The sequence below is a fragment of the Paenibacillus vandeheii genome (assembly GCF_030433635.1).
GTDB lineage: Bacteria > Bacillota > Bacilli > Paenibacillales > Paenibacillaceae > Paenibacillus > Paenibacillus vandeheii.
In genome coordinates, this window is sequence record NZ_JAROCD010000022.1 from 1 (window position 1) to 26,257 (window position 26,257).

Sequence of the window (26,257 nt, forward strand, 5' to 3'; positions counted from 1 at the left end):
CGAACACGACCGTTAAGCCCTCTAGCGCCGATGGTACTTGGACCGCAGGGTCCTGGGAGAGTAGGACGCCGCCAAGCAAAGAACCACTGCCGATGTTATTCGGTGGTGGTTTTTATTTGTTTATAAGGAAGATTGAATAATTAGCTAAGATAAAGATGCATTGATATCTGGTTTTGGTAACTGACCCAAATGGCTGAATGCAGACGATTTAACTCTCAAATGAGGGTAAGTGAGACCATATAAAAGTCTTGAAATGAAGGTAACATTTTTGTTACGGAAAACGCATTCGAAACCAGTATAATAGGACTATGTTAAATATGCTAAAAGTACCTGACCACAGAGCTGGAATGTGCAGCTGTGAAAAGGAGGGTGTGTGTGATAAGTTGGCGAAGACTAGTTCTTCATTCGTTTCTCTTGCTCGGCCTGATGGGCGTGCTTGTAGGATGCGGTGAAGCAGGATCTGCATGGACTTCTTATGAAGGAGCGGTAAACGAGAAGGGTTTCCCGGTTCCTAAAGTGGCGAATAAATCTGACCAGTCTGAAAACAATTCGGATATGGATTATGTTCGATATACGCTGTCTGGTATTAGTGAGAGCACTAGTTTACCTGAGGTGTATCTAGACGAGATTAAAAGCTGGGGCTGGACAGAAAAGCAAGCCAAGAGTACATCCAATGACTCAAGTTCCCTACGTGTATTTGCTAAAGAAGGGCATACTGTACAATTAGCTGTACATGATGGGTTCTTCACGGTGATGGTTCCGAAAAGTGAAGCTGCCCAGACGACAGTAAAATCACTTGATGATGATGATTGAATGCGTTGTGTTTTGATGTAATGGTTTAACAATTAACGGTGTAATGGTCCGTATTATAGTAAGGCTCCCGATTAGTGATCGGGAGCTTTTTTTGTATGTAGTTGAGCATGTCATGAACCATATTGGATGAGACTTGGAGCGTGTGACGTTGTCTTTTGGTGGTGACTTGACCAGGAGCGTTAGATCAACAGGGATATATCACTCACGTAGAAAGACATGAGGCATCAATAATATGTCCTTGTAAGAGGCCGTTTAGGCCGGTTTCAGTCGTCTGTAGAGTAACTCAGTAAGAGAGGGGAGTAAGCACCGGAAAGAAAGCAAAGCATGTTATGAGCCTCATATATGTATTCAAGGCCATCAATCGGTTTGCAATAGGTAAGCTGATTCCTGATGTCACACTCTATCTGGATATTGAACCGGAAGCAGGTCTCGCCCGTATTGATGAGAGGTGTTCAATGCGTCAGAGCGTGTAACGGAGCGGAGATAAATATACTGCATTGGGGATAACCATTTTAACTATACCCATGCTGTGGATAAGGGAAAAAAGGAGGGAACGTAAAAAAGGTTATCCACTGTGGATAACCTTTAAGGATAGGAAGTACAACGCAGTAAGTATGGAAGAGTGTCAAAGGTGAGGTTGCGTCGATTTGGGTAGAACATATGGACGAGCTTTAGCAATTATGTATTACCGGGTTCAATATACATTGCATGTGGCAAGGTTATAGTTGAAGGATAGAACGAGAACGATTATTGCAGGTAGTAGGAAACATCTTGTTCATTTAGTTTGATAAGTCCGTCCTTGCGTTCGCGTGAGAGCACAAGAACAACATATAGACGCGGTACAAGCAGCCACAGATGCCAGAAAATTAGCGATAGGGTAAAGGACAAGGGTGACCATATTAAGCAGACGGTAATGATACATAGCCCAATCCAGCTCATATTGAGGTGGACCCGGACGAACATGCGGTAGCTAAAATGCTGGTCTGGGATATAGCCGAACCAAGGCATTTTGAGGTTCCATCGCCAGCGCCGGGCATAAGAGGTACGGACCAACAGTAATATGGTTCTGGCAATGACATAATGAATCCAAAGCGTAATCGGGCCTGCCAGGATAAAGAAGAAGAGGCCGGTCCAGGAGAATGCCAATAGGTTAAACAGGAGCATAATCACAGGCAGACACAAATAGCTGAAGATCACGCTGCGGGCAATGGCCTTTTTTTTGAGAAGCCGGTATTGATAAAAAGTGACTTTATTCTCCGGTTCGGCGATCATACGATTACAAATCCTCCTTCTGGGATCACGTTCATTTGCAAAAGGTATTCGTTTTCATGAATAAGGAGACAGGTGATGCAGAGATGCGTATATGAACCTTGTGTGTGCTCCAGATTGATGTACAAGATATGAAAGTAGATTGTTCTTATACAAGTATACCGTCGAACGATCTGGCTGTCAGGTTCCGAATGGTGATGTATTATATATCGGCTGAAAATCCAAGTTTTTTTAAGATTATAGAATATAAGTTTTTGGAGCAGCAGGAGGAGTGGTAAATCACAGAGGAAAATGCAATGAAGTGCGGGTACGTTTCTTGTAATGGCCGTCCAGAAATGGTTTTCATATAATAGAAGAAGTTGCAGATCTGCGAGGCTGTTGCTGAATAATCGGGCGAGGAAAAGGGCTTCCAAATGCAGGCTGTCTCACGGAAGTATAGAACGAAAGGCATTTTCTTATGTTTGTTTTCGGTACAGACACCCATAGAGGGGTGGGCGAATATATATATTTTATAGAAAGAAAGCACTATGAAAAGGTTTAAAATAATAGAAACTGTGCAATACTGATAGTAATACGTAAAACAAGGTGGGATGGTTGATGGAAGGACACGCCGAACACACATGCATTATCTGCGAACAGACCAAAAGAGAAGGCATTTTTATTGTATCTGAATTTATATGTGACGCTTGTGAAGCAGAAATGGTTCATACGGATGCACAAGATGCCAAGTACAATTATTTTATTCATCAAATGAAGCAGATTTGGGTGCAAAAGAACGCGTAAAGCGCGTTAAATCATATTCGTGAAACATCACATTGATTTGTATCGATGTGCATAGAGGCCCTACCTAGGGGCCTTTTTCTGTTTTTATCGGGGGAAAGAAGAAGGGGAAGATGGACATGATAAGGCCCTGTGTGTGACAGGATATGAGGATGCTCCATTGGTGAAAACGCTGATTTGCACGGGTGCTGGACAATTCCTGATATAATGAGATGAGAAGTTCTTCACCTCCAAGATTTGAATGCAGCAGATGGTGGGAGAGGAACAAGAGTGAGAAGGTCGAAGGTCGCTTTTGTTATGGAAAGAGCATTGGTACGGCAGTATCAAAATTTATGAATGTACAGGATGATTATTCAATGGAGCATAAATCAAATACCGCACCTTTATATGAAGCGTTGCTTGCGTATCGTGATTCGGGGCAGCGTTCTTTTCATGTACCTGGACACAAGAATGGACAAGTCTATCGCAGGTTACTGGAGCAAGCGGAACAGCAGCAGTCAGATAGAGGAGTCGTTGACGATTACCGGAATGAGGGTGAGGCAAAGGGAAAACGAGGTATGGGACATTCAGTACATGATGAGGAAGAGTGCTTCAGACAAGCTGAGGAACAAAGGGAGGGCAATGAAATTGGCGGGCTGACGGCTCCCGACAGGTATGGAAGTGACGGATCTGCAGCAGCTGTGGTACCTGTGAGTGCGTTTCTGGAGATGATGCGGCTGGATGTAACGGAAATCTCGGGTACGGACGACTTGCATCATCCAGAAGGGGTTATATTGGAGGCGCAGCAGCTGGCCGCAGATTGTTTTGGGGCAGAGGAGAGCTTCTTCCTTGTCGGAGGCAGTACGGCTGGTAATTTGTCTTTGCTGCTGACCGTATGTAATGAACCGAACAGCCTTGTACTGGTGCAGCGTAATGTGCACAAGTCCGTCATTCACGGGTTGATGCTTGCAGGTGCAAGGGCTGTATTTTTGGAGCCATGGGTTGATCCAGCGAGTGGACTTGCGGTGATGCCGTCGCTTGAGACGGTGCGGGCTGCTGTCCAGTCATATCCTGAGGCAAAGGGAGTACTTGTGACGTTGCCCAATTATTACGGGATGGGTGCTGATTTGACGCCCATCGCTGAGGTTTGCCACGCGGCCGGCATGCCGCTGCTCGTGGATGAAGCGCATGGCGCGCATTATGGGCAGCATCCGGAGCTGCCAGCCTCTGCACTGTCCTGCGGAGCAGACGGTGTGGTGCAGTCGACCCACAAGATGCTGTCTGCTTTCACCATGGGAGCCATGCTGCACATTAAGGGACCACGGTTAAACCGGTCCCTGCTGCGTCAGCGTCTGGCCATGGTGCAAAGCTCGAGCCCATCGTACCCGGTGATGGCTTCGCTTGATCTGGCGCGCCGCTTACTGCATACGCAGGGCGCGAATGCCTTCACGGCGGGGCTTGCCGCCGTGGACGCCTTTAAGCGCGGCCTTGCGGAGCTGCCGCGCTTTCGGTTGCTGCAGCCGGCACAGCTGCTGCAGCAAGATCCGCCAGCCGGGGCGAAGCCGGCAGCTGGCGGGAAGTCCGAGGCCGCCGCTGCACTGGGGCGGCCTGAAGCAGTGCCCGCGGCGGCTTTGCCATCCGCAGCGGGGTATACCGCTCAGGACCCGTTCAAGGCCGTCATTTATGACGGCACAGGGGTGCTGAGCGGTTATGGGCTGCAGCAGCAGCTGGAAGCGCGCGGCTGCGTGCCCGAAATGAGCGACGAACGATACGTCGTCCTGCTCTTCAGTCTTGGCTCGTCGCTGCGCGATGCCGAGCATCTACTGCAGGCTTTACGGCAAATAAGCCTTGAGCAGGAGCAGAGCCAATTTCTTGATGAGCAATCTCAGCGTTATACAAAAGAGGCTGAAAATTATATTTCCACGTGGAACAATTTTCAAGAAGGTACTCCTTTTTCGGAGCCCATTCCGTTCACGTTGCAGCCCATTATGGAGGAGGATACGAAAGAAATCTCCATCGAAAATTGTGTAGGTCTTCGCTCTGCGGAGATGGTCATTCCGTATCCGCCCGGCATACCTCTTGTGTACGCTGGTGAGCGAATAAGCGCGTCCATGGCAGCACGTATTAAGCTGCTGAGAGATGAAGGAGCAAGGTTCCACGGCTTAACGGATACTTCGCTGCAAACATTGAAAATCATTAGAGAATAAGTGAGTTCAGCATAGGCAAAGAAATTGAGGAATCAACCGGCATTAAAACCGGCACTTTGCTTAATTCGATTCAATTCACTCATGGGTACCACGTATAGACGAATAGGAGCATTCGGATCTATAACTGGTTGATTGAAATACATTCTTTAATTTATGCAAAATGCTCAAACAAGTTAGGACATCATTGTTGTCTGGACATCAAGAAAGAAGGGAACAAACTTTGGATATTCCGCTAAAAAAATATATGGGAATCGTCCTGCAAGTCCTATTGATGTATGGATTTTATTGGATAGGAAACCTGCTTCAGGCCATACTGCATCTGCCTTTAACAGGTAGTATTGTGGGCATGGTGCTTTTATTCATCGTCATTCAACTGGGATGGATCAGAGTAAGCTGGGGAGAAGAGGGCTCATCCTGGCTTCAATCAAATTTGCAATTATTATTTATCCCTCCCACGGTGGGCATTATCAATCATTTTGATTTTTTTAGAGCCAATACCGTACTGCTTGTTCTAGGGTTGATCGTTAGTACATTAGTTACCTGTCTGTTGTCTGCAAAAATCAGTGAATGGCTTATGACGTGGAGATCGTCGCATCAAGGCAAGAAGGAGGCGATCCCATGCTCACATTCATCCTCGGAATCGGAATGATTGCCCTCACCGTGGCTATATATATTCCAGCGACTCGTCTATACAGAAGAATGAAATGGCCGATTCTTATGCCCGTATTAACGGCAACGGCCGTAATTGTACTGATCCTGCTGTTTTCCGGTATATCGCTAGATATGTATATGCTCGGCGGTAAATGGATACAGGAGCTATTGGGACCGGCTGTAGTTTCCCTGGCGTTTCCTTTGGCGAAGCACCTTGATGTTCTGAAACGGAATATCATTCCGATTTTGGGTGGAACCTTGGGTGGGAGCATCGTTGGCATGTCCACAGGGGCCGCCATATCGCTGCTGCTGGGTTTTCCGCAAGAAATTGTTATTGCCTTATTACCCAAATCCATTACCACACCCGTTGCTATACAACTTGCTGATCAGGTGGGAGGAAATTCATCCTTCACTTCGTTATTTGTGATGATAGCCGGATTTTCGGGGATATTATTGGGACCCCTAATTTTGAAATGGGCCAGAGTAAACAGCAGAAATGCCTATGGGATCGGACTTGGTTCGGCTTCCCATGCACTGGGGATGGCAAGATCCTTTGAGTATGGGGAGAATGCAGTCGCATTGAGCTCTGTATCCATGATCGTCAGCGCCATTGCAGGCTCTATCATGCTCCCGTTATGGGTATGGATTATTTACGGTTGATCAGGTCGACTTCTCGAAAATATTGGAGAATAGCTGACCGCTAACGCAGGATCATGTATGGTATTATAGAAAGAAGCTTGTACTATACTCAAACCAACCTAATCCGGAAGTCGTGAATATACACCTCTAGGCTGGCTATTTCATAGTCTGGAGTAGGAGAGGATCGAGGCTGTATTTATCGCAGCACAATAAGAAGCAATTATCGATATAGAAAGCAGGGAAGCATATGCAGGGCAGAGGTAAATTCATTACGTTGGAAGGGGGAGAGGGGTCCGGCAAAACAACGATGATTAGCCAATTAGGTTCTTACTTTGAAGAACAGGGTATACCTTACGTAGTTACTCGGGAACCTGGAGGGATCGAGATTGCTGAGAAAATACGTGCCATCATCCTGAATCCTCTCCATACGGAAATGGATGCACGAACCGAAGCGCTACTTTATGCAGCTGCACGCAGCCAGCATCTGGCGGAAAAGGTCGAGCCTGCATTGAAGGCAGGCAAGACAGTCATCTGTGACCGCTTTGTCGACAGCAGTCTGACCTATCAAGGATATGCTCGTGGACTTGGCATGGAGAACGTGTGGGCCATCAATCGGTTTGCGATAGGTGAGCTGATGCCAGACGTCACACTTTATCTGGATATTGAGCCGGAAGCAGGTCTTGCCCGAATTGATGCTCATGATGGACGTGAGGTTAATCGTCTCGATCTCGAAAGCCTGGAGTTCCACCGCAAAGTACGTGAGGGCTATATTCTACTGAAGGAACAGTTTCCGGAACGGATCAAGGTCATCGACGCTTCCCAAACGCCAGAAGAGGTTTTGGCAGCAATGATTTTGTCGCTGGAGACAGAGATTTTGAAGGATTTTGACGAGTAATTGTCTAATATATAGACAGGGGCATTTCACAAGATGCTTATTCTAAAGGAGGTTATGCAGGATGAAACTGATTGTTGCGATTATACAGGATAAAGACAGCAACCGATTATCCAGCGCATTGGTCAAAGCAAATTTTCGGGCTACGAAATTGGCCAGTACCGGTGGATTTTTGAAGGCAGGCAACACGACGTTTATGATCGGTGTCGATGATGGTCAAGTCGAGTCCGTGATGAACGTCATTCGCAGCAGCTGTAAGGTTCGTGAACAGCTCGTGACTCCGGTCACTCCGATGAGCGGAACAACCGACTCTTACCTGCCGCTGCCTGTCGAAGTTCAAGTAGGCGGAGCTACCGTGTTTGTTCTTCCAGTAGATCGATTCGAACACTTTTAATGATGCATTACGCATAAATCGAATGTAGCGTCCTTCTTGTTATTAAGAATCGCGTTCTCTGTCTGGAAGAAGGTTTTTCTATCAGGGAAAAATCTTATTTCGGACAGAGGCTGACTAACCAACGAACAGATCCATGTGGTGATATTTAACTACTATTATATATAGAGTATGATGTAGCACATATAAGGTCTCCTCCACGCACAGGCGCAGCGCGCACTGTGCTGATGGGCGATTGGCCTACTAAGATAGAAAGCAGGCGTTTCCATGAAAATCAACCCTGGATTCCGACCGATGCAGAGTGGACTCAGTTCTTCCGATTCCGGCTCCAAACCGGTTCAATCCAAAAATTTCTCTGATATGATGAATCACCAGGGTGAACGGGCATCACAGGCTGAACTTACCCGCCGATTAAGTGAGATCCAGATGCAGGGTGACCGTCTATCTCGTTCCATGACCATTCGTGAATTGAAAGCATACAAGCAGCTTGTAAAAAGATTTCTGGAGGAAACGGTCCGCCGTGGTGTGTCCATGAAAGAGACGCGAGGATGGGATCGTCGGGGAAGAGGGAAGCGTTACAAGCTAATTGATGAGATTGACTCTGCCTTATTATCTATGGCGGACGAGCTTTTGGAAACAGAAGAAGGCAAGATTACGTTATTACAGCAAGTGGGAGAAATTCGGGGAATGCTTATTAATTTAAGCTTCTGAGGAGGAAGTATGTCCTTTCAACAAATTATGGGTCAGCAGACAGCCAAGCAAATGTTACAGAGCAGCTTGAGACGTCATGCCATAAGTCACGCCTATTTGTTTAGCGGACCATCCGGCAGCGGACAATTGCAGGCGGCGATTACATTTGCCAAAGCAATATTCTGTACAGAGCTTGAAGATGATGCCTGCGGACAGTGTCTTGAATGTCGCAAGGTCGAACATGGCAATCATCCAGATCTAACGATGCTTGCACCAGATGGGAATAACATTAAAATTGATCAAATTCGGGATCTCCAACGCATCTTTTCGTACCGTTCAGAGGCTGGGCATCCCAAAGTATATATTATCGAACAGGCAGAGAAAATGACTGTCCAAGCGGCCAACAGCCTGCTGAAGTTTCTGGAAGAACCACAGGTGCCCGCGGTAGGCATTTTGATTACAGATAATGGACAGGCGATGCTGCCCACCATTCGTTCACGCTCTCAATTGGTTCCTTTCAGTGCACTGAATCCGGAAGAGATGCTGCAATCGCTGATTGCGGAGGGGCACCCTGCCAATTTGGCTCGCTCTGCCGTCCATTTAGCGTCAGGACTGGAAGCATGTAGAGAAATTCTCCAGCAGAATTGGTTTGCAGAAATTAGAAACGTAATGTTACAATTAGGGAAGGAGTCCCTGGGTAGAGGAAGTACATCATTGATCTCTGCACAGCAGAAGCTTTTTAAAACCGGACTCTCAGAACACCTGGATACGATGCTTAGCCTGTTCCATTTATGGTTCAGGGATATGCTGTATGTCCAGTATGGTAGGCATGAACATATCGTTTTTATAGATCAGTTGGACATGCTGTCTCAGTTGGCCCACACCCGCAGCACCGAGCAGTGGGTTTCCTACATGGATATGGCCGCAGCATGCAGAAAAAAATTGCGTTTCAATGTCAATGGCCAGCTTTGTCTGGAGCAATTTTTGATCGGTTTGGCATAAGACTGGGAGAGGACAGATTTTGTTCCATTCATATGCAAACGGTTATAACTTCGGCGGGTTCCCTAAGAAGACAGGGCTTCAGACGAAGTGGGATTGGCTTACGAGGGGGTTAATTTTTTGTACAGTGTAGTGGGTGTCCGTTTCAAAAAAGCGGGCAAAATTTATTACTTCGATCCCCTGGACCTTCCCATTGAAAAAGAAAACTGCGTTATCGTGGAGACAGCGCGGGGGGTAGAGTACGGTAAGGTTGTCGTTGGCAAGAAAGAAGTAGGCGAGTCTGATGTGGTGTTGCCGCTCAAAAAGGTCATCCGGGTGGCGGGCGAGACAGATGCCCGTGTCGTAGATGAGAACAAGCGTGCAGCAAAAGAAGCATTCGGTACTTGTTTAAATAAAATCAAAGACCATGGCCTCAAAATGAAGCTGGTCGATGTGGAATTTACGTTTGATCGCAATAAAATTATTTTTTATTTTACAGCTGAAGGAAGAGTGGATTTCCGGGAGTTGGTCAAGGATCTGGCAAGCATTTTCCGGACACGGATCGAACTGAGACAGATCGGTGTACGTGATGAAGCAAAGATGCTTGGAGGGATTGGACCTTGCGGCCGTGTATTATGTTGTTCTTCCTGGCTGGGAGACTTTGAGCCGGTATCAATCAAGATGGCTAAAGATCAGAGCCTGTCACTGAATCCGACGAAAATTTCCGGGTTGTGCGGAAGACTCATGTGTTGTCTGAAATTTGAGCATGATAACTATGAAAGTGTGAGAGAAGAACTACCGGCTGTAGGCAAGTTGGTCGTCACCTCATTGGGTGAAGGGAAAGTTGTCGGTATCAATGCGGGTAGTCGCACAGTCCATGTTCAACTGTTCGACATCAGTAAAGTCAAAGAACTTCCGCTGGATGACGTCGTTATCAAGTAAACCATAAAGGTTGCTTCGGGGTGGAAACTTGGAAAAGAAAAATCTGTTTACGCACATTCATGAAATGGAAACCCAATTGGGTCAGTTGCACAGTGATTTAGGAGAGTTAAAAATGATTGTTAAAGAGCTGCTTGAGGATAATCAGCGGCTTACCATCGAGAATGAGCAGTTACGCAAACTGCTGAAGCGTGAGGCCCCGGCAGATTTGCCCATCGCATCGGCGCTCGCTCCGGTAGCAAGGCCTGCTGGTCCGGCTACTGGTGAAGATGTTGTAGGTGAAGGGTATGATAATCTGGCTCGGTTGTATCACGAAGGATTCCATATCTGCAATGTCTATTATGGACATTTGCGGACGGAAGGCGATTGTCTGTTCTGCCTGTCTTTTTTGAATAAATGAAGTGACCGTAGGGATCCCCTACGGTTTTTTTTCAAGGTTAAGAACCTTGTCTGAGATATAGAGTACCGGAGGATGAGTGTATCATATGACAGAAAAATCAGTAAAATTGCAAGATTCGGAGCGGATCGACGATCTGCTCTCTCATGATTTGAAGATTATTCAAAGTGATGAAGTGTTTAGTTTTTCAATGGATGCTGTATTATTGGCCCGATTTGCTTCAGTACCCAAGCGTGGTCGTGTACTTGATTTGTGTACAGGTAATGGGGTTGTTCCCATCCTGTTGACCACAAGAACACAGGCGAGTCTGGAGGGCATCGAAATTCAGCCACGATTAGCGGATATGGCACGCCGCAGCGTACAGCTGAATGCATTGGAGGAATCAATTACGATTCATGAAGGTGATTTGCGTGAACTCGTGAAAGAAACGGGCCATGCGGTATATGATGCCATAACAGTTAATCCTCCGTATATGCCGCTGAATGGAAGTGATCTCAAGATGAACAACCATCAGGCAATGGCACGCCATGAAATCGGGTGTACGCTGGAGGAAGTCATTCAGGCCTGTAATCGGCTAGTTCGTAATGGCGGTAAAGTATCCATGGTTCATCGCCCGCAGCGTTTAGGCGAGATCATCTCTCTGATGCGTGAGTACAAACTTGAACCGAAGCGAATTCGGATGGTACATCCCCGTGCTCATTTGGAAGCCAATATGGTGTTGATTGAAGCACTCAAGGATGGAAAACCGGAGGTACGCATGCTTCCACCGCTGATTGTCTACAATGAAGAGGGGAAGTACTGCGAAGAAATTATGGACATATATTACGGGGCGCAGCATGTACAACATACAACGGAAGGAGGGTTATAGATGACATTGCATATTCAGAAGAGCTACGCGGAGCAGTCGGGTGACGCCGGGAAATTATATCTGGTAGGAACACCGATCGGTAATCTGGACGATATGACATTTCGTGCAATCAAGACATTGCAGAGCTGTGACATCATTGCAGCAGAAGACACACGCCAGACCCGAAAGCTGCTCACCCATTTTGAAATTACACCATCGATGTTGTTCAGTTACCATGAGCATAATAAGGGAGCCAGTGGGCCTGAACTAATACGCTATATAATAGAAGGAAAAAATTTGGCGCTCGTCAGCGATGCCGGTCTGCCGGCCATTTCGGACCCTGGATCCGATCTTGTAAAACTTGCACTTGAAGCCGGAATTACGGTCATTCCCATTCCTGGAGCCAATGCAGCGTTATCAGCTCTAATCGTATCCGGTTTACCGACGGAGCGTTTCACATTCGGCGGTTTTTTGCCGCGGGAGAAAAAAGACATGCGAAAAGTGATGGAAGCTTTTAATGAGTCCAACGGTACTTTGCTATTTTATGAATCCCCTCACCGTATTCGCAAAACTTTGGCCTATCTCGAAGAGATTCTGGGTGATCGGTCGATTGTACTGGCACGTGAGCTGACGAAACGTCATGAGGAGTTCGCAAGAGGAAGTATCCAAGAGTGCATTAACTGGCTTGAGGAACATCCACCACTTGGGGAATATTGTTTGCTTGTAGAAGGCATCAGGGAAGAGGAGCGAAAGGCCGAGCGGGAAGCCTGGTGGCAACTGTTGTCTTTGGAGGATCATGTAAGTCATTATGAGAATGAAGGACTTAGTCGGAAAGATGCGATGAAGAAAACGGCAACGGATCGTGGTTTGACAAAACGAGATGTGTATAATGCTTTAATCTAATAACGGATCAACAAATATATACTGGAATAGGGAACATAAACTTAAAGGAAGCTTAGACCCAACCTTAACGGATTATGAAAATAAGCAGAGCGGAGAAAATTTTATTTCAAACGTCACCGCTCTTCTTTTTGAAGCTAAACAGACTCGTAGCTTAATCTATTGGGTAATGAGAACCATAATAAAGCAAAAAAATACCTTCCAGCGGTGGGGTTCACACCGGGAAGGCGATCAAGGAATATAAAAAGGTTAGAAATAACAATTTAATAAGACCATTATACCTGATATTTCTTATTTTGTCACAGGTGCAGGGATTTCGGAAATACACTCGTTACAAACAATTTTACCTTTGAAATAAGTAACGTTCTCTGCATTGCCACAGAAGATACAAGCTGGCTCGTATTTTTTCAACATGATACGCTCGCCGTCAACATAGATCTCAAGAGCATCTTTTTCACCAATACCGAGCGTACGGCGCAATTCGATTGGAATAACTACCCGTCCCAGTTCATCCACTTTTCTTACAATACCTGTTGATTTCATCATTATAATCAGTGCTCCTCTCAGCTAACGATCATTGTCATTATTCGACATTATTTTATGTTTTATGATACTCATCATACCAACGATTCCCAAAACAGTCAACCTTAAAATTAGCTTAAAATAAAGGCTGTTTTTGATAAGATTACGAGTGGTAAGGGATTGGAAGCTATTTTTCGTATTTAAACATCCATGACAGCTTTGTCGATTTGGAAAACGACAAAACTACCTTATTCGACAAGATTCGTCAAAGCATGTCGAATCCTTGGTGGTATTATACTTAAAAGCGACAACTACAAACGATATTTAAAGGAGTGAATAGACATGGAACAGCGTTTAACGGAAGAAAAGGTGTTTAAAGATCCGGTACATAATTATATCCATGTGCAAGATCCGATTATATGGCAGTTGATCAACACGCCCGAGTTTCAACGTTTACGCCGAATCCGTCAATTAGGAACATCATTTCTTACTTTCCACGGTGCAGAGCACAGTCGCTTCTCACATTCCCTGGGTGTCTACGAAATTACGCGTAAGATTATTTCCCAGTTCGAAAGAAGTCACTATTCAGATTGGCCAAAGGAGGAAAAAACGGTAGCCCTTTGCGCAGCATTGCTCCATGATCTTGGACATGGGCCATTCTCTCACTCTATAGAAGAAGCTTTCGATATGAATCATGAGAATTGGACTTGTCGGATCATTACAGGTGACACCGAAGTAGGGGCGATCTTAAGACGGTATGCTCCCGATTTTCCCGAGAAAGTGGCTTCAGTTATTCAAAAAACGTATGAAAAGCCCATTGTTGTTAATTTGGTCACCAGTCCACTGGATGCGGACCGCATGGATTATTTGCTGCGGGATGCCTACTTCACAGGTGTAAATTATGGGACGATCGACCTTGACCGTATCCTGCGTATGCTGCGTCCATATCACGGACGAATCGTGGTTAAGGAGTCGGGCATGCACGCCGTGGAGGATTACTTGATGTCCAGGTACCAGATGTACTGGCAAATTTACTTTCATCCGGTTACCCGAAGTTCGGAAATTATACTGCGGCAAATATTTAAGCGGGCGAAAAGTCTCATACAGCAAGGTTTCCAATTCCGCTTCATGATCGATCCACTGCCCCAGTTATTCGAGGGAGATCTATCGGTGGACGAATATTTACAACTGGACGAAGCTTTGATTCAGACGGCATTTATGCAGTGGCGCAAAGAGGACGATGCTGTTCTAAGTGAGTTATGCGAACGTTTTATAGATCGCAAATTATATAAGTATGTAGAGATTGAACAGATCGACGTAAACATGATTGAAGAGATTCGGGAAGCCTTCACTGTAGCAGGTCTCAATCCCGAGTATGATCTGGAAATTGATTTTCCATCGGATAATCCGTATGATGTGTTTCGTCCGGATGAATCAACGGACAAGCAGATTCTGCTGCTTGATCGGCAAGACAAGTTACATGAGTTGTCAGAGGTGTCCGACATCGTCCGTTCAATCAGTGGTCTTCATCGGGGAAAACATCACTTGTATTATCCGCAAAATAAGGTGGATGCGATTGTTCATGAATTACCGTCCCATATACGCCCCTATTTCTCACATTAAATGGTGTGCAATGCTGTTGATGAGTCATGATGCAAAAGGCTTTCTAAAAGAGCTATTTTCATGATACAGTAATCTGCTTTAATGGAGAGTACATGTAGATCGACATAATTTTGTAATCAGAGCAATTAGAATACAACTCAGCCGGCTAAAATTAAGCAACATATAGATATGAAGGAACATGTTCGTTCTACATGTTGTGCTCAATGAACGAATGAAATGAAATATAGATAAAAGCACGATCTAATTTGTAATATTTATTTCTGGTTAAGATCTGCAGAGTGGATAAAGAAGAGATTGTCGTTGATTCGACACGAAGGGAGAAATACAAAATGATGTTGTTCGACACACATACCCATCTGGATGCCCCACAATTCGACGAGGACCGCGAGGAAATGATTCAGCGTGCTGTGGATGCAGGCGTTGGCCGCATGATTAACGTAGGCTTTAACCGGGAGACCATTCCAACCACGATGAAGCTGGCTGAAACCTATGATTTTATATATGCGGCAGTAGGTTGGCACCCTGTAGATGCGATCACGATGCAGGAGGGTGATCTGGAATGGATTGCATCTTTATGCAAGCATGAAAAAGTGGTAGCCATTGGTGAAATTGGTCTAGACTATTATTGGGACACTTCACCGAAAGAGGTTCAACATCGCGTATTACGACAACAGATTGGACTGGCCCGTGAGTTGAATATGCCGATTGTCATTCACAACCGGGATGCGCATGAGGATATTGTAAAGATTCTGCGTGAAGAAAAGGCTGGAGAAGTAGGCGGTGTCATGCATTCGTTCTCTGGCAGCTGGGAAACGGCAAAAATGTGCCTGGATTTGGGCTTCCATCTTTCCTTCGGAGGGCCAATCACGTTCAAAAATGCGAAGCAGCCGAAAGAGGTACTTGAGAAGGTTCCTATGGACCGATTTTTCATTGAAACCGACTCGCCTTATTTGACACCTCATCCTTATCGTGGGAAACGAAATGAGACAGCGCATGTACGTCTGGTTGCAGAAGCAGCTGCGGAAATTAAAGGCATTTCGGTAGAGGAAATTGCAGCAATAACGACCAGAAATGCCATGGAACGATTTGGGATTCGTTAAAATATCGAGCAAAACGGGTGAAAAAGTGAGTTAGGCGGAGTTAATTTGCTTTTTGATCCAAATAAATCAAGAATATTACAATATTTTAACCAAATATTTAGAAAAACGTACTTGAACAACGCTTTACAACATGCATAGAAACAGGATATCATCTTTTCAGTGAATTGTTGTGCGGAAAATTGGACAGATGTTCGGGGGATGAACAAAGGGACACTTTCCGATGAAACAACATTACTTTCATGAATCAGTCTCGCTGAGTCTCCGTTAACGGAGAGCGGGGGAACCAATAGGGCTTAAACATCGGTGATTGCAGCCGATGCGCAACATGCGCTGACCCAAAAGCAGCGTATAAATCTGCGAAGCCGTATTTGATTTCTTCTTTGGGTCTCGGGGTGAATTCAAGGGCGTCCGCCATGAGCGGGTGACCGGAGATAGGGCGGCTCTCTTTCGCCCGAACCCGACAGCTAACCTCGCAAGCGGAAAAAGAGAGGCAACCTCGTGCATGAATTTCCGATATTCAGAATCATTCGGAAGCCACGAAAGAGTTCCTCTTAAACTCTTTCTTTGGCTTTTTTGTTTTTGAATAAAAGAAATACTGTCATCATACGGTAAGTATTCAGGAGGATGACATCATGTTGCGAAGATTGGTTCATGGTGCAGAACCCGGATTATGTTGGTCCGATCTGTGTTCTGTAGAAAATTTGGTATAGTCGCGTCAAAGACATCATGCATTACTTTAGACGGCGAGGCTATGAAGGAGGACGGAGAAGTGGGCACATTCCAACCAGAAGAGACCCATGAGTCACGATCATCCAGTAAGTCTTTCGCGTTGCGGTGGAAGCATGAGAACTTGCGTCAAATGGCATTGATCGCGATTTTCTCAATTGCGCTTACAATCATGATCTTGTTAGTCGTTTACGGTCAGGCCGGGAAACAAATTTCACTGGTTATTGATGGCAAAGCTCAAGCGGTAGAGACTCGTACAGGAATGCTTCAGGAAATGCTGGAGGAGCAGTCAATCACAGTCAGCCCTCACGATCAGGTATCCATGCCCTTGAATGGGGCGATCACAGATGGAGACCGCATCGTTATTGAGCGGGCCGTTCCAGTTAAGATTACGGCAGACGGAGACACCAAGACTCTGTATACAACCGATTCATCGGTAAAAGATGCGATTAAAAAATCAGGTATTCAGATTGCAAGTGAAGATAAAGTGTATCCTGCGCTGGGAACCACTGTTGAAGCGGATATGAAAATTCGTGTAGTGCGTGTAACCAAGCGTACGGTGGAAGTGGAACAGCCGATCGCTTATAAAGTGATCAAAACAGCTGACCCTAGCTTGTACAAAGGCGACAATCGTGTCGTTGTGAGCGGTAAAGAAGGCACACTTGTACAGCATATTGAAAAAGTGTTCCAGGATGGAGAACTGGTCTCCAAAAAAATGGTGGGTAAATCGATCGCAACGAATCGCGTTGATAAAGTTATCGCCGTTGGCACCAAAGCAAAACCTGTTGTGAAAGAGCCAGTGATTCAGACGGTATCGGCGCAGACTTCCACGACAAAAACAGCAACAACCACGAACTCGAAGAAAACCGCTGCCTCGGGCAGCAAAGTGATTACCGTCTCAGGCAGTTCTTTTAAATATTCTAAAGTATTGAAAAATGTATCCATGACGGCATACTCTTCTGAAGAGCCCGGTATCGGCACAAAAACAGCCTCAGGCACTCGGGTCACCGAGGGACGTACCATTGCGGTTGATCCCAAAATCATTCCGATTGGCTGGTGGGTGTATATCGAGGGCCTTGGCTTCCGTCGTGCGGAAGACACCGGTGGTGCCATTAAAGGCAACAAAATTGATGTGTATTATGATAGTGTGAAGCATGCCCTGAACTTCGGACGGAAGAAAGGCAAGACGGTATATGTGATTGGTCCGGTGAAGCCGGAAGCAAACTAAAATCGTTTTACTTTGAAATGGGAATGCTATAAAATAGTTGCATGAATGATTCATGCGGAATATGCGGCGGAGGGGTCTGAATTCAGTCTCCCCCGCGTTTGGCAGAGAAGAGGATATTCCTCTTCTTTTTGCGTTAGAAAGGAAGAAATGGAACATGATAAAAGAAGTGATCGTGGTGGAAGGCCGTGATGACACCGTAGCCATTCGCCGTGCGGTTCAGGCAGATACAATCGAGACTGGTGGATCAGCCATCAACCAGCGCATTCTAAAGCGGATTGCACTTGCGCAAGAGAGACGTGGTGTCATCGTACTGACAGACCCGGATCACGCGGGTGAACGTATTCGTAAAATCATTGCCAATAAAGTACCTGGTTGCAAACATGCCTTCATTCCGGAGGCGGATGCTACGCGCAAAGGCGACATCGGAGTGGAGAACGCCTCACCGGAGGCGATTCGTCATGCACTGGCTCGTGTGCATACGTCATATGAAGGCGCACCAAGTCTGATCGATTGGGAGGATCTGATTGCTGCGGGACTGATTGTGCACCCACAGGCTGCTGCACGTCGCATGGAGATGGGCAATTTGTTGGGCATCGGTTATTGCAACGGCAAGCAGTTCCACAAGCGGTTGAGTGTATTCCAGATTACCCGGGAAGAGTTCTCCGAAGCATTATCGCAAATTGAACGTGAAGGATTGTGAGCGTATGAAGGGCATGGAAGAAACCGTAGAGATTGCAACACCCAAACGAACCAAAGAAATTATTCAAAGACACGGATTTTCATTCAAGAAGAGCCTGGGTCAGAACTTTCTGATCGATCAAAATATATTGAATAAAATTGTAAATGCAGCTGATTTGGACGAGTCCAAAGGCGCACTTGAGATCGGACCGGGTATTGGTGCACTCACAGAACGTCTCGCTCGGGTAGCTGGGCCTGTAACGGCTGTAGAGATTGATCAGCGACTGTTGCCAATTCTGGGGGAAGTGATGGAGCCTTATCCGAACGTTCGTGTGCATCACGGGGATGTGCTGAAGCTGGATCTGGCTGAGCTGTTCCGTACGGATTTTGGAACGGTAGATAAAGTGAGTGTTGTAGCCAATCTGCCTTATTATGTAACGACGCCAATCATGATGAAGCTGCTCGAAGAGAAGCTGCCTGTGGACAGCATTGTGGTCATGATCCAGAAGGAAGTGGCGGAACGTATGGCTGCTGCACCAGGATCAAAGGACTATGGCAGTCTGAGCATTGCGGTTCAGTACTACAGTATGCCGGAATTGGTCTGCATTGTGCCGCCTACAGTCTTTATTCCGCAGCCTAATGTGGAATCGGCGGTAATCAAGCTGAAGGTGCGTGAGCAGCCGCCGGTTGAAATTCCCGACGAGGCACATTACTTCGAAGTGGTACAGGCTTCTTTTGCTCAGCGTAGAAAAACGATCTCGAATAATCTTAAAGCTCGTTTCTTCACAAAGGAGAACAGAGAACAGGCTGATCAGCTGTTGGAGCAGGCTGGCATTCAGCCTTCGAGACGAGGAGAAACATTGAGTCTGCAGGAATACGCGACACTTAGTACCGTCATGTGGGAAGCCGGGGTACGCGCAGCTCTGTAAAAATTCGGATGAACCAATCCGGGTTTCTGCCCATACGATGGGGTAGAGGTGATTATGTTGATGAATATCGGAGACTTGGTCGTTCGAAAGTCATACGGTGGAGATGTGACTTTTCGGGTGGAAGGCCTCCAGTCGGACGGTGCCATCATTAAAGGGACCGAGTTCCGGCTGTTAGCCGATTCCCCTGTGGACGATTTGATACAGGTTCCTTATGAACCGCAGAGTGCCAAGACAAGGCAGGCCCATGTGAAGGCACATCAGACGCTTTCGCGCCTGCAGCAGAATCGGATGGAACAGGCCGAGCGCAATCTTGAAGGCTTGGTACAGGAATGGTCTGCTCAACAAGAACCTGCTTATTTCGAGATGCCTGGCAAAGTGCTGCACCTGGATGGCGATCCTAATTATCTAAAAAAAAGCATGAACCTTTATGAGCAGCTCCGTGTTCCCGCAGAGGGGCAATATGTGCATGAGGCTGCCATGGCGGACACTTTATATCGTCTGCTGCCCAAAGTACGTCCGGATATCGTCGTCATTACCGGCCATGACGGGGTACTCAAAACTCGTCAGCCCTATGACTTATATAGTCTGGGAAGCTACAAGAATTCTCAAAATTTCGTATCAGCCATTCAGGTGGCTAGGCAATATGAACGTCACCTGGATGCGCTCACGATTGTAGCTGGCGCGTGCCAGTCCCATTTTGAGGCCCTGCTGCGGGCTGGAGCGAACTTCGCCAGTTCACCGGGCAGAATTCTCATTCATGCCTTGGATCCAGTCTATGTGGCAGCCAAGGCGGCCTTCACGTCGGTGCGAGAAACGGTGAACATGAGCGATGTTCTGCATAACACGATCAGTGGTAGCCAGGGTGTGGGCGGCGTAGAGACACGGGGAAGTTATCGGGTAGGTCTGCCGGGATTGAACGATTTATCCACGTTAAAAGTGAATCCGTCAGCCGTCTAAAGATGGCAGAATAAAGTCCCTTTTTGGGGCTTTTTTTCTTTGCAAAAAAATTCATTGACAACAACTTTTTGATACTGATATAATAATTAGTTTTGATTTGACAATGACTGTAAAATCCGGTATAATGGACAAGAAAAGAGGTGGTCGTCGACAATGGCTAAAAATACGCTATTGGATATCAAACGCAATCTCGATGCACATATCGGTCAGAAAATTATGCTGCGGGCTAATGGTGGCCGCCGTAAGACCATTGAGCGTACGGGTGTATTGGAAGAAACGTACCCTTCTGTTTTTATTGTCAAGCTTGATGAGGAGCAAGAAACTTTCAAGCGAGTATCCTACAGTTATGCTGATATACTTACGGAATCGGTGGAAGTCATGGTATTTGATCCAGGCAGCCAGACGCATAGCCCCTACATGGAGACGTAAGTATCGATTTACGGCGATTCTGCCCTTCGGGCAGGTCGCTTTTTTTATTTTTTGGAAGTCGTGCTCGGTTCATCTGGAAGCCATATATGATCAGGAATGAGTCTGGGGAAGAAGCGGCATACTATTTGAACAGGTTTAAGGCATTTTCCTGGAGTAGCTCAAAGGAAAATGAGCTTGGCCTGGGGGCAAATAGTCCCGAATACGACTGGACTTATCATGAATAAACACTTTGGAGGAGGATGATCCATGAGCCGGAGAAGAAGTGTAATGTCGGATGAACTCAAGAATGAACTGGCGAAAGACCTAGGGTTCTATGATACCGTTCAGAAAGAAGGTTGGGGCGGAATCAAAGCCAAGGATGCGGGCAATATGGTGAAACGGGCCATTCAACTTGCGGAAGAAGCGGCACGCAAATCGTAATCCGGTTCAATCGGTTTGGAAAGCGGGGCAATCCGGCAGGAATGACCTCGCTTTTTCCCCATGGATGCGGAATAGAAATGACTTGACAGCCCCATTTTGATATAATATGTTAAGTTGTCTTAGGGAAAAGGTGAGGACGGGTGAACGCCTTGAAAATTTACGAAAAAGCGCCTGCTAAAATCAATTTGATGCTAGACGTTTTACATAAAAGAAGAGATGGATTTCACGAAGTTGAGATGATCATGACGATGGTGGATCTTGCCGATCGACTGGAGATGTCTGAGCTTCCTCGTGACACGATCTTTATCTCCAGTCAGGCGGGATATATCCCCCTGGATGAGAAGAACCTGGCTTTTCAGGCAGCCAGGCTTATTAAAGAGCGTTATGACGTGAGAACCGGAGTTCATATTCATCTGGACAAAAAAATCCCGGTGGCCGCTGGACTTGCTGGTGGCAGCAGTGATGCAGCAGCAACGCTCCGTGGATTAAATCGCCTCTGGCGTCTCAACATCCCGGATCAAGAGCTGCAGGAGCTTGGAGCTGAACTGGGCTCGGATGTGCCTTTCTGCATTACAGGTGGAACAGCGCTCGCCACAGGCCGTGGTGAGAAGCTCACACCGATGCCCAATCCCCCGCAATGCTGGGTGATCTTAGCCAAGCCGCCGATTAATGTATCGACTGCCGATGTCTATGGACGTTTCCGCAGCGACAAGATTGTTCGTCATCCGAGTGCTGCCAAAATGGAGCAGGCTATTCGCAATCAATCTTTTGCCGAAGTATGCGGGCAGATGGGGAATGTGCTTGAGGATGTAACCTTGAAGCTGTATCCGGAAGTTCAGCATCTGAAAGATGCCATGATTCGGCTCGGAGCAGACGGAGTATTAATGTCTGGTAGCGGCCCAACCGTGTTTGGGCTGGTCTCTAAGGAGTCCAAGGTTGCACGGATCTACAATGGACTTCGAGGCTTCTGTAAAGAAGTATATGCTGTACGTATGCTAACTTAAAATTCGCTTTTATAATGTACAAACACGTATAAAGGTGGTATATTTTTAAATAATTATTCGGATTTGGATGTTTTCCGTGATCGTGAGGATGGATCTCTGTGAAGAAATTAAAACGAAGCGCAAGGCTGGTTGAAATGACGCAGTACTTATTGTCTAGACCGCATACGGTTATTCCGTTGACTACATTTGCCGAACGCTATGGAGCTGCGAAGTCGTCGATCAGTGAAGATTTGGCGATTATCAAGGAAGTGTTCGAAGAAGGTGGTTCGGGAGAACTGCATACACTGGCTGGAGCAGCCGGGGGAGTGAAGTGGATTCCAAAGGTGTCCAGAGAACTGGCACTGGCTTTTGCGGAACGACTTTCTACCCAGCTTGCACAGCCAGATCGGATACTCCCTGGTGAATACCTGTACATGTCCGACCTGCTTGGAAAGCCCGCATTGATGAATGAAGCCGGCAAGATTTTTGCAACGGCCTTTGGCAATATGGATATTGATGTGGTGATGACGGTCGAGACTAAAGGGATTCCGCTTGCTTATGCGACCGGGGCCCAGCTCAACCTGCCTGTAGTGCTCGTGCGCAGGGACCATCAGGCTACGGAGGGATCGGCCGTAAGTATCAATTATGTATCCGGGTCCCATAAAAGCCTACATACCATGTCCCTATCTCGTAGGGCCATGCGTGAGCACTCCAGAGTACTCATTGTAGATGATTTTATGAAAGCCGGGGGAACTGTTCAAGGGATGATCGACCTATTGGCCGAGTTTAATGCAACCGTAGCCGGGGTAGGCGTATTAGTAGAATCTGGATCGGTTGATTCGGAAGAACGACTGCTGACGGATTACATATCTCTGGCAAAGCTGACGGCGGTTGATGCGAAGAGCAGACACATCTCCGTCAAGCCTGGCAACTATTTTGACCTGTAGAATTATGACGAATTACATGTCGGGAAAGGTTCTTTTCCATCGACCTGGCACTAACGTTGTCGAATTGTGTATTAAATAAAAAAATTCCTGAAATTAGGACATTTTTGTGGTTATAAAAAGAAGGAGTTCGTATAGGCTGTGTGGAATTATACACCAAGTTCTGATGGAAAAAGGTGGTGAACACACACATGCAAATTACGGATGTCAGACTCCGCCGTGTAAACTCTGAGGGGAGAATGAAGGCTATCGCATCCATTACCATCGATAACGAATTCGTCGTTCATGACATTCGCGTCATCGATGGCAATAACGGAATGTTTGTTGCTATGCCGAGCAAGCGGACTCCTGACGGAGAATTCCGTGATATCGCCCACCCGATTTCTTCCGGTACTCGCGAGAAGATTCAAGCAGCTGTTTTGACTGAGTATGATCGCGCAGCAACTGAGGAAGAAGTCATTGAAGAAGGTGCCTGAGAACATTATTGGGGTTCGAAGGAAAAGAGAGCCATGTCTTATGGCTCTCTTTTCTTTTTGATCGGAATAAGATATATTCAGTATTGAGTTTATTCACAGAAGAGCATTTTCGCAGCATGAATGCTGCAAAATGTTGAAAGAACAAAAAGCGCAGCGTGCGCTTGGTAACAGGGCGGCATCTTAGGAATCATGGGATTCGGTTAAGCTCGCAGGTACACGGCGTATACATATAGGTCACGATTTGTTGGTGTCCGCTGTTACGCGTGATTACAGAGACAGCAGGCGATGAACAAGACCGGCAAAAGCCGGCTGAACGTTACTCATCGGATATATACAGGTAAGGTCAAACGATGGGTTTTTCAGAACAGGAGGTCGTAAATTTTGAAAAGAATGGCAATCGTTCTTGCAGCAGGGCAAGGCAAACGGATGAAATCGAAATTGTACAAGGTACTGCATCCCGTATGCGGTAAACCGATGGTGGGTCACGTGCTGGATGCAGCTCTTCGCGCAGGCGTTGAACGCAGCGTCGTTGTGGTCGGCCACGGAGCCGAAGCGGTGCAGTCATTTTTGGGTTCCAAAGCAGAGTACGTGCTTCAGGCTGAACAATTGGGAACAGGGCATGCGGTGAAGCAGGTTAAATCTCTGCTCGGCAGTGAAGCAGGGTCTACCATTGTTGTCTGTGGAGATACACCACTTGTGACCAGCGAGACGCTGGAAGGACTGATGAAGCTCCATGAGAGTCGCGGAGCAGCAGCAACGGTACTTACAGCTAAACTGGACAATCCCAAAGGGTACGGCCGCGTCATTCGCGGAGAAGATGGTTCTGTACAGCGCATTGTGGAACAGAAGGATTGCACGGAGCAGGAAGATGCTGTGAACGAAATCAACACAGGTACGTACTGCTTCGATAATGCCAAATTGTTCGCTGCATTGGAGAAAGTGACGAACCAGAATGCGCAGGGAGAGTACTATCTCACTGATGTCGTTGGCATTTTCCGTAATGATGGAGAAGTGGTAGAAGCCTATATGTCAGATGACATCGCGGAGTCCATCGGGGTTAATGATCGGCTTGCTCTTTCACAAGCAGAAGCGTTCATGCGTGAACGTTTGGCGGTTAGACATATGTTGAACGGTGTTACGATCATCGATCCGGCATCGACATATATCGGGGCGGATGTTACCATTGGATCAGATACAGTATTGTATCCGGGTACCATACTCAAAGGTATGACTACTATTGGTGAAGCATGCCATATTGGTCCGCAGGCAGATATCGAAGACAGTACCATTCAGGATGGGGTAACAATTAAGCATTCTGTACTGTCTCAGGCCGAGGTTGGATCAGAAGCAACCGTAGGTCCATTTGCTTATTTGCGTCCAGGGACCAAACTGGGCCGCAACGTAAAAATTGGTGACTTTGTTGAAGTGAAAAATGCTACAATTGATGAAGGCTCCAAAGTATCTCATCTCAGTTATATTGGCGATGCTAAAGTTGGGAAAAACGTAAATGTTGGATGCGGGGCAATAACGGTGAATTATGATGGATATAATAAAGCTGTAACGACGATTGAAGATGATGCGTTCGTAGGCAGCAATGTCAATCTAATTGCACCTGTCACGGTAGGAAAAGGCGCATATGTTGTTGCGGGCTCTACCGTTACCCATTCTGTTCCCGACAACGATCTCGCGATTGCCCGCCCACGCCAGGAGAACAAACCAGGGTATGCGGAGAAAATTCGCGGTCGTGCCAAAGCCAAGAAACAAAATGCCAAACCCGAATAAGGGGTATTGATATTAAGAATTGCCTTCCGAACATCGGGGGGTGCCGACATGTCGCAGACGCTTATAGATTCCAATGAACCAGCACGGAGGGTTTTTATTTTATGACTTATTTTGATTCGAAATTAAAAATATTTACTTGCAATTCTAACCCCAAGCTTGCCCATCAAATTGCTGATTATATCGGAATTCCTATGGGTGAATCTCACACAACCAGCTTCAGTGATGGTGAGATCCAAGTGAAACTCTCTGAGAGTGTTCGGGGCTGTCACGTTTATATCGTGCAGTCAACTTGCTTGCCGGTTAATGACAACCTGATGGAAATGCTCGTTATGATTGATGCACTTAAACGGGCATCTGCCAAGACGATTAACGTCGTCATTCCGTACTATGGTTATGCCAGACAAGACCGCAAGGCACGTTCGCGTGACCCGATTACAGCCAAACTGGTTGCCAACCTGATCGAAAAAGCAGGTGCAACTCGTGTAATTGCGATGGACTTGCATGCCATGCAGATTCAAGGGTTCTTCGACATTCCGGTCGATCATCTGCTCGGCGTGCCGATCTTGGCTCAATATTTCCGCTCGAAACAGATCGAAAACCCGGTTGTTGTATCGCCTGACCACGGCGGCGTTGTACGCGCTCGGAAACTGGCGGACTTCCTGAATGCACCACTCGCAATTATCGACAAACGTCGTCCAGAGCCGAACGTCAGCGAAGTGATGAACATTATCGGTAACATCGAGGGTAAAACAGCAATTCTGATCGATGACATCATTGATACAGCGGGAACGATTGTACTGGGAGCGAACGCTCTGATGGAAGGCGGCGTGAAGGAAGTCTACGCTTGCTGTACTCACCCGGTATTGTCCGGACCTGCGATGGAACGCTTGGAGAATGCACCGCTGAAGGAAGTCATCGTAACGGATACTATTCCGATTACGCATGCTAACCCGACAAGCAAACTTAAAGTGTTGTCTGTAGCACCTTTGCTCGGAGAAGCCATTATCCGGGTTCATGAGGAATTGTCAATCAGCAAGCTGTTTGAAATTGAATAAGGATGTCTGCATAAAGTAGTAGAGGGGTTACGT

29 protein-coding genes, 1 rRNA gene and 1 riboswitch are annotated in these 26,257 nt (G+C 46.6%); of the genes, 28 read left to right on the forward strand and 2 right to left on the reverse strand.

Annotated elements, in window-relative coordinates:
• From rrf to P5G61_RS29575, 3 genes are all read left to right on the forward strand, one after another.
• Positions 1-77 (forward strand): 5S ribosomal RNA (gene rrf, locus P5G61_RS32115); the annotation flags it as partial.
• A gap of 298 nt (positions 78-375) precedes the next feature.
• Positions 376-813: a hypothetical protein gene (locus P5G61_RS29570; RefSeq protein WP_301249759.1), complete on the forward strand. Its 438-nt coding sequence runs from the start codon at positions 376-378 to the stop codon at positions 811-813.
• 329 nt (positions 814-1,142) lie between these two features.
• On the forward strand, positions 1,143-1,286 hold the full coding sequence (locus tag P5G61_RS29575; RefSeq protein WP_301249760.1) for a hypothetical protein: 144 nt from the start codon (positions 1,143-1,145) through the stop codon (positions 1,284-1,286).
• 274 nt (positions 1,287-1,560) lie between these two features.
• Here P5G61_RS29575 and P5G61_RS29580 read toward each other — a convergent pair whose 3' ends face one another.
• Entirely contained in the window at positions 1,561-2,085 is a 525-nt protein-coding gene (locus tag P5G61_RS29580) for a hypothetical protein (RefSeq protein ID WP_024633687.1), read from the reverse strand.
• A gap of 594 nt (positions 2,086-2,679) precedes the next feature.
• Between P5G61_RS29580 and P5G61_RS29585 the strand changes: the two genes are divergently transcribed.
• The 12 genes from P5G61_RS29585 (at position 2,680) to rsmI (ending at position 12,375) form a co-directional block, all read left to right on the forward strand.
• Complete coding sequence (locus P5G61_RS29585; RefSeq protein WP_024633689.1) at positions 2,680-2,865, forward strand: sigma factor G inhibitor Gin; 186 nt, start codon at positions 2,680-2,682, stop codon at positions 2,863-2,865.
• 353 nt (positions 2,866-3,218) lie between these two features.
• Positions 3,219-5,048 (forward strand): aminotransferase class I/II-fold pyridoxal phosphate-dependent enzyme, encoded by a 1,830-nt coding sequence (locus tag P5G61_RS29590; RefSeq protein ID WP_301249761.1) that lies wholly within the window; start codon positions 3,219-3,221, stop codon positions 5,046-5,048.
• A gap of 244 nt (positions 5,049-5,292) precedes the next feature.
• Entirely contained in the window at positions 5,293-5,697 is a 405-nt protein-coding gene (locus P5G61_RS29595) for a CidA/LrgA family protein (RefSeq protein ID WP_301249762.1), read from the forward strand.
• A complete protein-coding gene (locus P5G61_RS29600) occupies positions 5,667-6,359 on the forward strand; it encodes an LrgB family protein (protein ID WP_301249763.1) in 693 nt (230 codons plus the stop codon). Before P5G61_RS29595 ends, P5G61_RS29600 begins: the two co-directional genes overlap by 31 nt.
• Before the next feature lie 226 nt (positions 6,360-6,585).
• The gene (tmk, locus tag P5G61_RS29605) at positions 6,586-7,233 is read left to right on the forward strand and encodes a dTMP kinase (RefSeq protein WP_301249764.1); all 648 of its coding nucleotides are present in this window, start codon (positions 6,586-6,588) and stop codon (positions 7,231-7,233) included.
• A gap of 61 nt (positions 7,234-7,294) precedes the next feature.
• A complete protein-coding gene (locus tag P5G61_RS29610) occupies positions 7,295-7,624 on the forward strand; it encodes a cyclic-di-AMP receptor (protein WP_017691391.1) in 330 nt (109 codons plus the stop codon).
• Between the two features lie 264 nt (positions 7,625-7,888).
• A complete protein-coding gene (locus tag P5G61_RS29615; RefSeq protein ID WP_024633694.1) occupies positions 7,889-8,332 on the forward strand; it encodes a YaaR family protein in 444 nt (147 codons plus the stop codon).
• 9 nt (positions 8,333-8,341) lie between these two features.
• Positions 8,342-9,313 (forward strand): DNA polymerase III subunit delta', encoded by a 972-nt coding sequence (gene holB, locus P5G61_RS29620; protein WP_301249768.1) that lies wholly within the window; start codon positions 8,342-8,344, stop codon positions 9,311-9,313.
• 117 nt (positions 9,314-9,430) lie between these two features.
• Positions 9,431-10,231 (forward strand): PSP1 domain-containing protein, encoded by an 801-nt coding sequence (locus P5G61_RS29625; RefSeq protein ID WP_053778939.1) that lies wholly within the window; start codon positions 9,431-9,433, stop codon positions 10,229-10,231.
• Between the two features lie 28 nt (positions 10,232-10,259).
• On the forward strand, positions 10,260-10,628 hold the full coding sequence (yabA, locus tag P5G61_RS29630) for a DNA replication initiation control protein YabA (RefSeq protein WP_024633697.1): 369 nt from the start codon (positions 10,260-10,262) through the stop codon (positions 10,626-10,628).
• 85 nt (positions 10,629-10,713) lie between these two features.
• Positions 10,714-11,493, forward strand: a complete 780-nt coding sequence (locus P5G61_RS29635) for a tRNA1(Val) (adenine(37)-N6)-methyltransferase (RefSeq protein WP_024633698.1) — start codon at positions 10,714-10,716, stop codon at positions 11,491-11,493.
• Positions 11,494-12,375, forward strand: a complete 882-nt coding sequence (gene rsmI, locus P5G61_RS29640) for a 16S rRNA (cytidine(1402)-2'-O)-methyltransferase (RefSeq protein WP_301249771.1) — start codon at positions 11,494-11,496, stop codon at positions 12,373-12,375.
• 288 nt (positions 12,376-12,663) lie between these two features.
• Here rsmI and P5G61_RS29645 read toward each other — a convergent pair whose 3' ends face one another.
• Positions 12,664-12,918, reverse strand: coding sequence for an AbrB/MazE/SpoVT family DNA-binding domain-containing protein (locus tag P5G61_RS29645; RefSeq protein WP_024633700.1), 255 nt, complete (start codon positions 12,916-12,918; stop codon positions 12,664-12,666).
• Between the two features lie 318 nt (positions 12,919-13,236).
• On the opposite strand from P5G61_RS29645, the gene P5G61_RS29650 reads away from it, so the two are divergent.
• From P5G61_RS29650 to P5G61_RS29710, 13 genes are all read left to right on the forward strand, one after another.
• On the forward strand, positions 13,237-14,517 hold the full coding sequence (locus tag P5G61_RS29650) for an HD domain-containing protein (protein WP_301249772.1): 1,281 nt from the start codon (positions 13,237-13,239) through the stop codon (positions 14,515-14,517).
• 329 nt (positions 14,518-14,846) lie between these two features.
• On the forward strand, positions 14,847-15,617 hold the full coding sequence (locus P5G61_RS29655; protein ID WP_301249773.1) for a TatD family hydrolase: 771 nt from the start codon (positions 14,847-14,849) through the stop codon (positions 15,615-15,617).
• A gap of 241 nt (positions 15,618-15,858) precedes the next feature.
• Positions 15,859-16,112: riboswitch (cyclic di-AMP (ydaO/yuaA leader) on the forward strand.
• Between the two features lie 274 nt (positions 16,113-16,386).
• Positions 16,387-17,571, forward strand: a complete 1,185-nt coding sequence (locus tag P5G61_RS29660; protein ID WP_301249774.1) for a resuscitation-promoting factor — start codon at positions 16,387-16,389, stop codon at positions 17,569-17,571.
• Between the two features lie 154 nt (positions 17,572-17,725).
• The gene (gene rnmV / locus P5G61_RS29665) at positions 17,726-18,271 is read left to right on the forward strand and encodes a ribonuclease M5 (protein WP_024633704.1); all 546 of its coding nucleotides are present in this window, start codon (positions 17,726-17,728) and stop codon (positions 18,269-18,271) included.
• 4 nt (positions 18,272-18,275) lie between these two features.
• The gene (gene rsmA / locus P5G61_RS29670; protein WP_285080618.1) at positions 18,276-19,178 is read left to right on the forward strand and encodes a 16S rRNA (adenine(1518)-N(6)/adenine(1519)-N(6))-dimethyltransferase RsmA; all 903 of its coding nucleotides are present in this window, start codon (positions 18,276-18,278) and stop codon (positions 19,176-19,178) included.
• 60 nt (positions 19,179-19,238) lie between these two features.
• On the forward strand, positions 19,239-20,135 hold the full coding sequence (yabG, locus tag P5G61_RS29675; protein WP_301249775.1) for a sporulation peptidase YabG: 897 nt from the start codon (positions 19,239-19,241) through the stop codon (positions 20,133-20,135).
• A 153-nt stretch (positions 20,136-20,288) separates the two neighbouring features.
• Positions 20,289-20,564, forward strand: a complete 276-nt coding sequence (veg, locus tag P5G61_RS29680) for a biofilm formation stimulator Veg (protein ID WP_024633707.1) — start codon at positions 20,289-20,291, stop codon at positions 20,562-20,564.
• A 246-nt stretch (positions 20,565-20,810) separates the two neighbouring features.
• Entirely contained in the window at positions 20,811-20,984 is a 174-nt protein-coding gene (locus P5G61_RS29685) for a small, acid-soluble spore protein, alpha/beta type (RefSeq protein WP_301249776.1), read from the forward strand.
• Positions 20,985-21,133: 149 nt separating this feature from the next.
• Positions 21,134-21,988 (forward strand): 4-(cytidine 5'-diphospho)-2-C-methyl-D-erythritol kinase, encoded by an 855-nt coding sequence (gene ispE / locus P5G61_RS29690; RefSeq protein WP_090905253.1) that lies wholly within the window; start codon positions 21,134-21,136, stop codon positions 21,986-21,988.
• A 98-nt stretch (positions 21,989-22,086) separates the two neighbouring features.
• Positions 22,087-22,914, forward strand: a complete 828-nt coding sequence (purR, locus tag P5G61_RS29695) for a pur operon repressor (RefSeq protein ID WP_024633710.1) — start codon at positions 22,087-22,089, stop codon at positions 22,912-22,914.
• Positions 22,915-23,102: 188 nt separating this feature from the next.
• The gene (gene spoVG, locus P5G61_RS29700) at positions 23,103-23,387 is read left to right on the forward strand and encodes a septation regulator SpoVG (protein WP_017691372.1); all 285 of its coding nucleotides are present in this window, start codon (positions 23,103-23,105) and stop codon (positions 23,385-23,387) included.
• 390 nt (positions 23,388-23,777) lie between these two features.
• Positions 23,778-25,169 (forward strand): bifunctional UDP-N-acetylglucosamine diphosphorylase/glucosamine-1-phosphate N-acetyltransferase GlmU, encoded by a 1,392-nt coding sequence (gene glmU, locus P5G61_RS29705; protein ID WP_435874306.1) that lies wholly within the window; start codon positions 23,778-23,780, stop codon positions 25,167-25,169.
• 101 nt (positions 25,170-25,270) lie between these two features.
• Entirely contained in the window at positions 25,271-26,224 is a 954-nt protein-coding gene (locus tag P5G61_RS29710; protein WP_017691370.1) for a ribose-phosphate diphosphokinase, read from the forward strand.
• Positions 26,225-26,257 lie beyond the last annotated feature (33 nt).

Bases quoted from the DNA above. Each gene is read 5' to 3' on its own strand.
- P5G61_RS29575 (WP_301249760.1), top strand. From the start codon at position 1,143: ATGAGCCTCATATATGTATTCAAGGCCATCAATCGGTTTGCAATAGGT.
- P5G61_RS29580 (WP_024633687.1), bottom strand. From the start codon at position 2,085: ATGATCGCCGAACCGGAGAATAAAGTCACTTTTTATCAATACCGGCTT.
- P5G61_RS29585 (WP_024633689.1), top strand. From the start codon at position 2,680: ATGGAAGGACACGCCGAACACACATGCATTATCTGCGAACAGACCAAA.
- P5G61_RS29590 (WP_301249761.1), top strand. From the start codon at position 3,219: ATGGAGCATAAATCAAATACCGCACCTTTATATGAAGCGTTGCTTGCG.
- P5G61_RS29595 (WP_301249762.1), top strand. From the start codon at position 5,293: ATGGGAATCGTCCTGCAAGTCCTATTGATGTATGGATTTTATTGGATA.
- P5G61_RS29600 (WP_301249763.1), top strand. From the start codon at position 5,667: ATGCTCACATTCATCCTCGGAATCGGAATGATTGCCCTCACCGTGGCT.
- tmk (WP_301249764.1), top strand. From the start codon at position 6,586: ATGCAGGGCAGAGGTAAATTCATTACGTTGGAAGGGGGAGAGGGGTCC.
- P5G61_RS29610 (WP_017691391.1), top strand. From the start codon at position 7,295: ATGAAACTGATTGTTGCGATTATACAGGATAAAGACAGCAACCGATTA.
- P5G61_RS29615 (WP_024633694.1), top strand. From the start codon at position 7,889: ATGAAAATCAACCCTGGATTCCGACCGATGCAGAGTGGACTCAGTTCT.
- holB (WP_301249768.1), top strand. From the start codon at position 8,342: ATGTCCTTTCAACAAATTATGGGTCAGCAGACAGCCAAGCAAATGTTA.
- P5G61_RS29635 (WP_024633698.1), top strand. From the start codon at position 10,714: ATGACAGAAAAATCAGTAAAATTGCAAGATTCGGAGCGGATCGACGAT.
- rsmI (WP_301249771.1), top strand. From the start codon at position 11,494: ATGACATTGCATATTCAGAAGAGCTACGCGGAGCAGTCGGGTGACGCC.
- P5G61_RS29645 (WP_024633700.1), bottom strand. From the start codon at position 12,918: ATGATGAAATCAACAGGTATTGTAAGAAAAGTGGATGAACTGGGACGG.
- P5G61_RS29650 (WP_301249772.1), top strand. From the start codon at position 13,237: ATGGAACAGCGTTTAACGGAAGAAAAGGTGTTTAAAGATCCGGTACAT.
- P5G61_RS29655 (WP_301249773.1), top strand. From the start codon at position 14,847: ATGATGTTGTTCGACACACATACCCATCTGGATGCCCCACAATTCGAC.
- rnmV (WP_024633704.1), top strand. From the start codon at position 17,726: ATGATAAAAGAAGTGATCGTGGTGGAAGGCCGTGATGACACCGTAGCC.
- rsmA (WP_285080618.1), top strand. From the start codon at position 18,276: ATGAAGGGCATGGAAGAAACCGTAGAGATTGCAACACCCAAACGAACC.
- yabG (WP_301249775.1), top strand. From the start codon at position 19,239: ATGAATATCGGAGACTTGGTCGTTCGAAAGTCATACGGTGGAGATGTG.
- veg (WP_024633707.1), top strand. From the start codon at position 20,289: ATGGCTAAAAATACGCTATTGGATATCAAACGCAATCTCGATGCACAT.
- P5G61_RS29685 (WP_301249776.1), top strand. From the start codon at position 20,811: ATGAGCCGGAGAAGAAGTGTAATGTCGGATGAACTCAAGAATGAACTG.
- spoVG (WP_017691372.1), top strand. From the start codon at position 23,103: ATGCAAATTACGGATGTCAGACTCCGCCGTGTAAACTCTGAGGGGAGA.
- glmU (WP_435874306.1), top strand. From the start codon at position 23,778: ATGGCAATCGTTCTTGCAGCAGGGCAAGGCAAACGGATGAAATCGAAA.
- P5G61_RS29710 (WP_017691370.1), top strand. From the start codon at position 25,271: ATGACTTATTTTGATTCGAAATTAAAAATATTTACTTGCAATTCTAAC.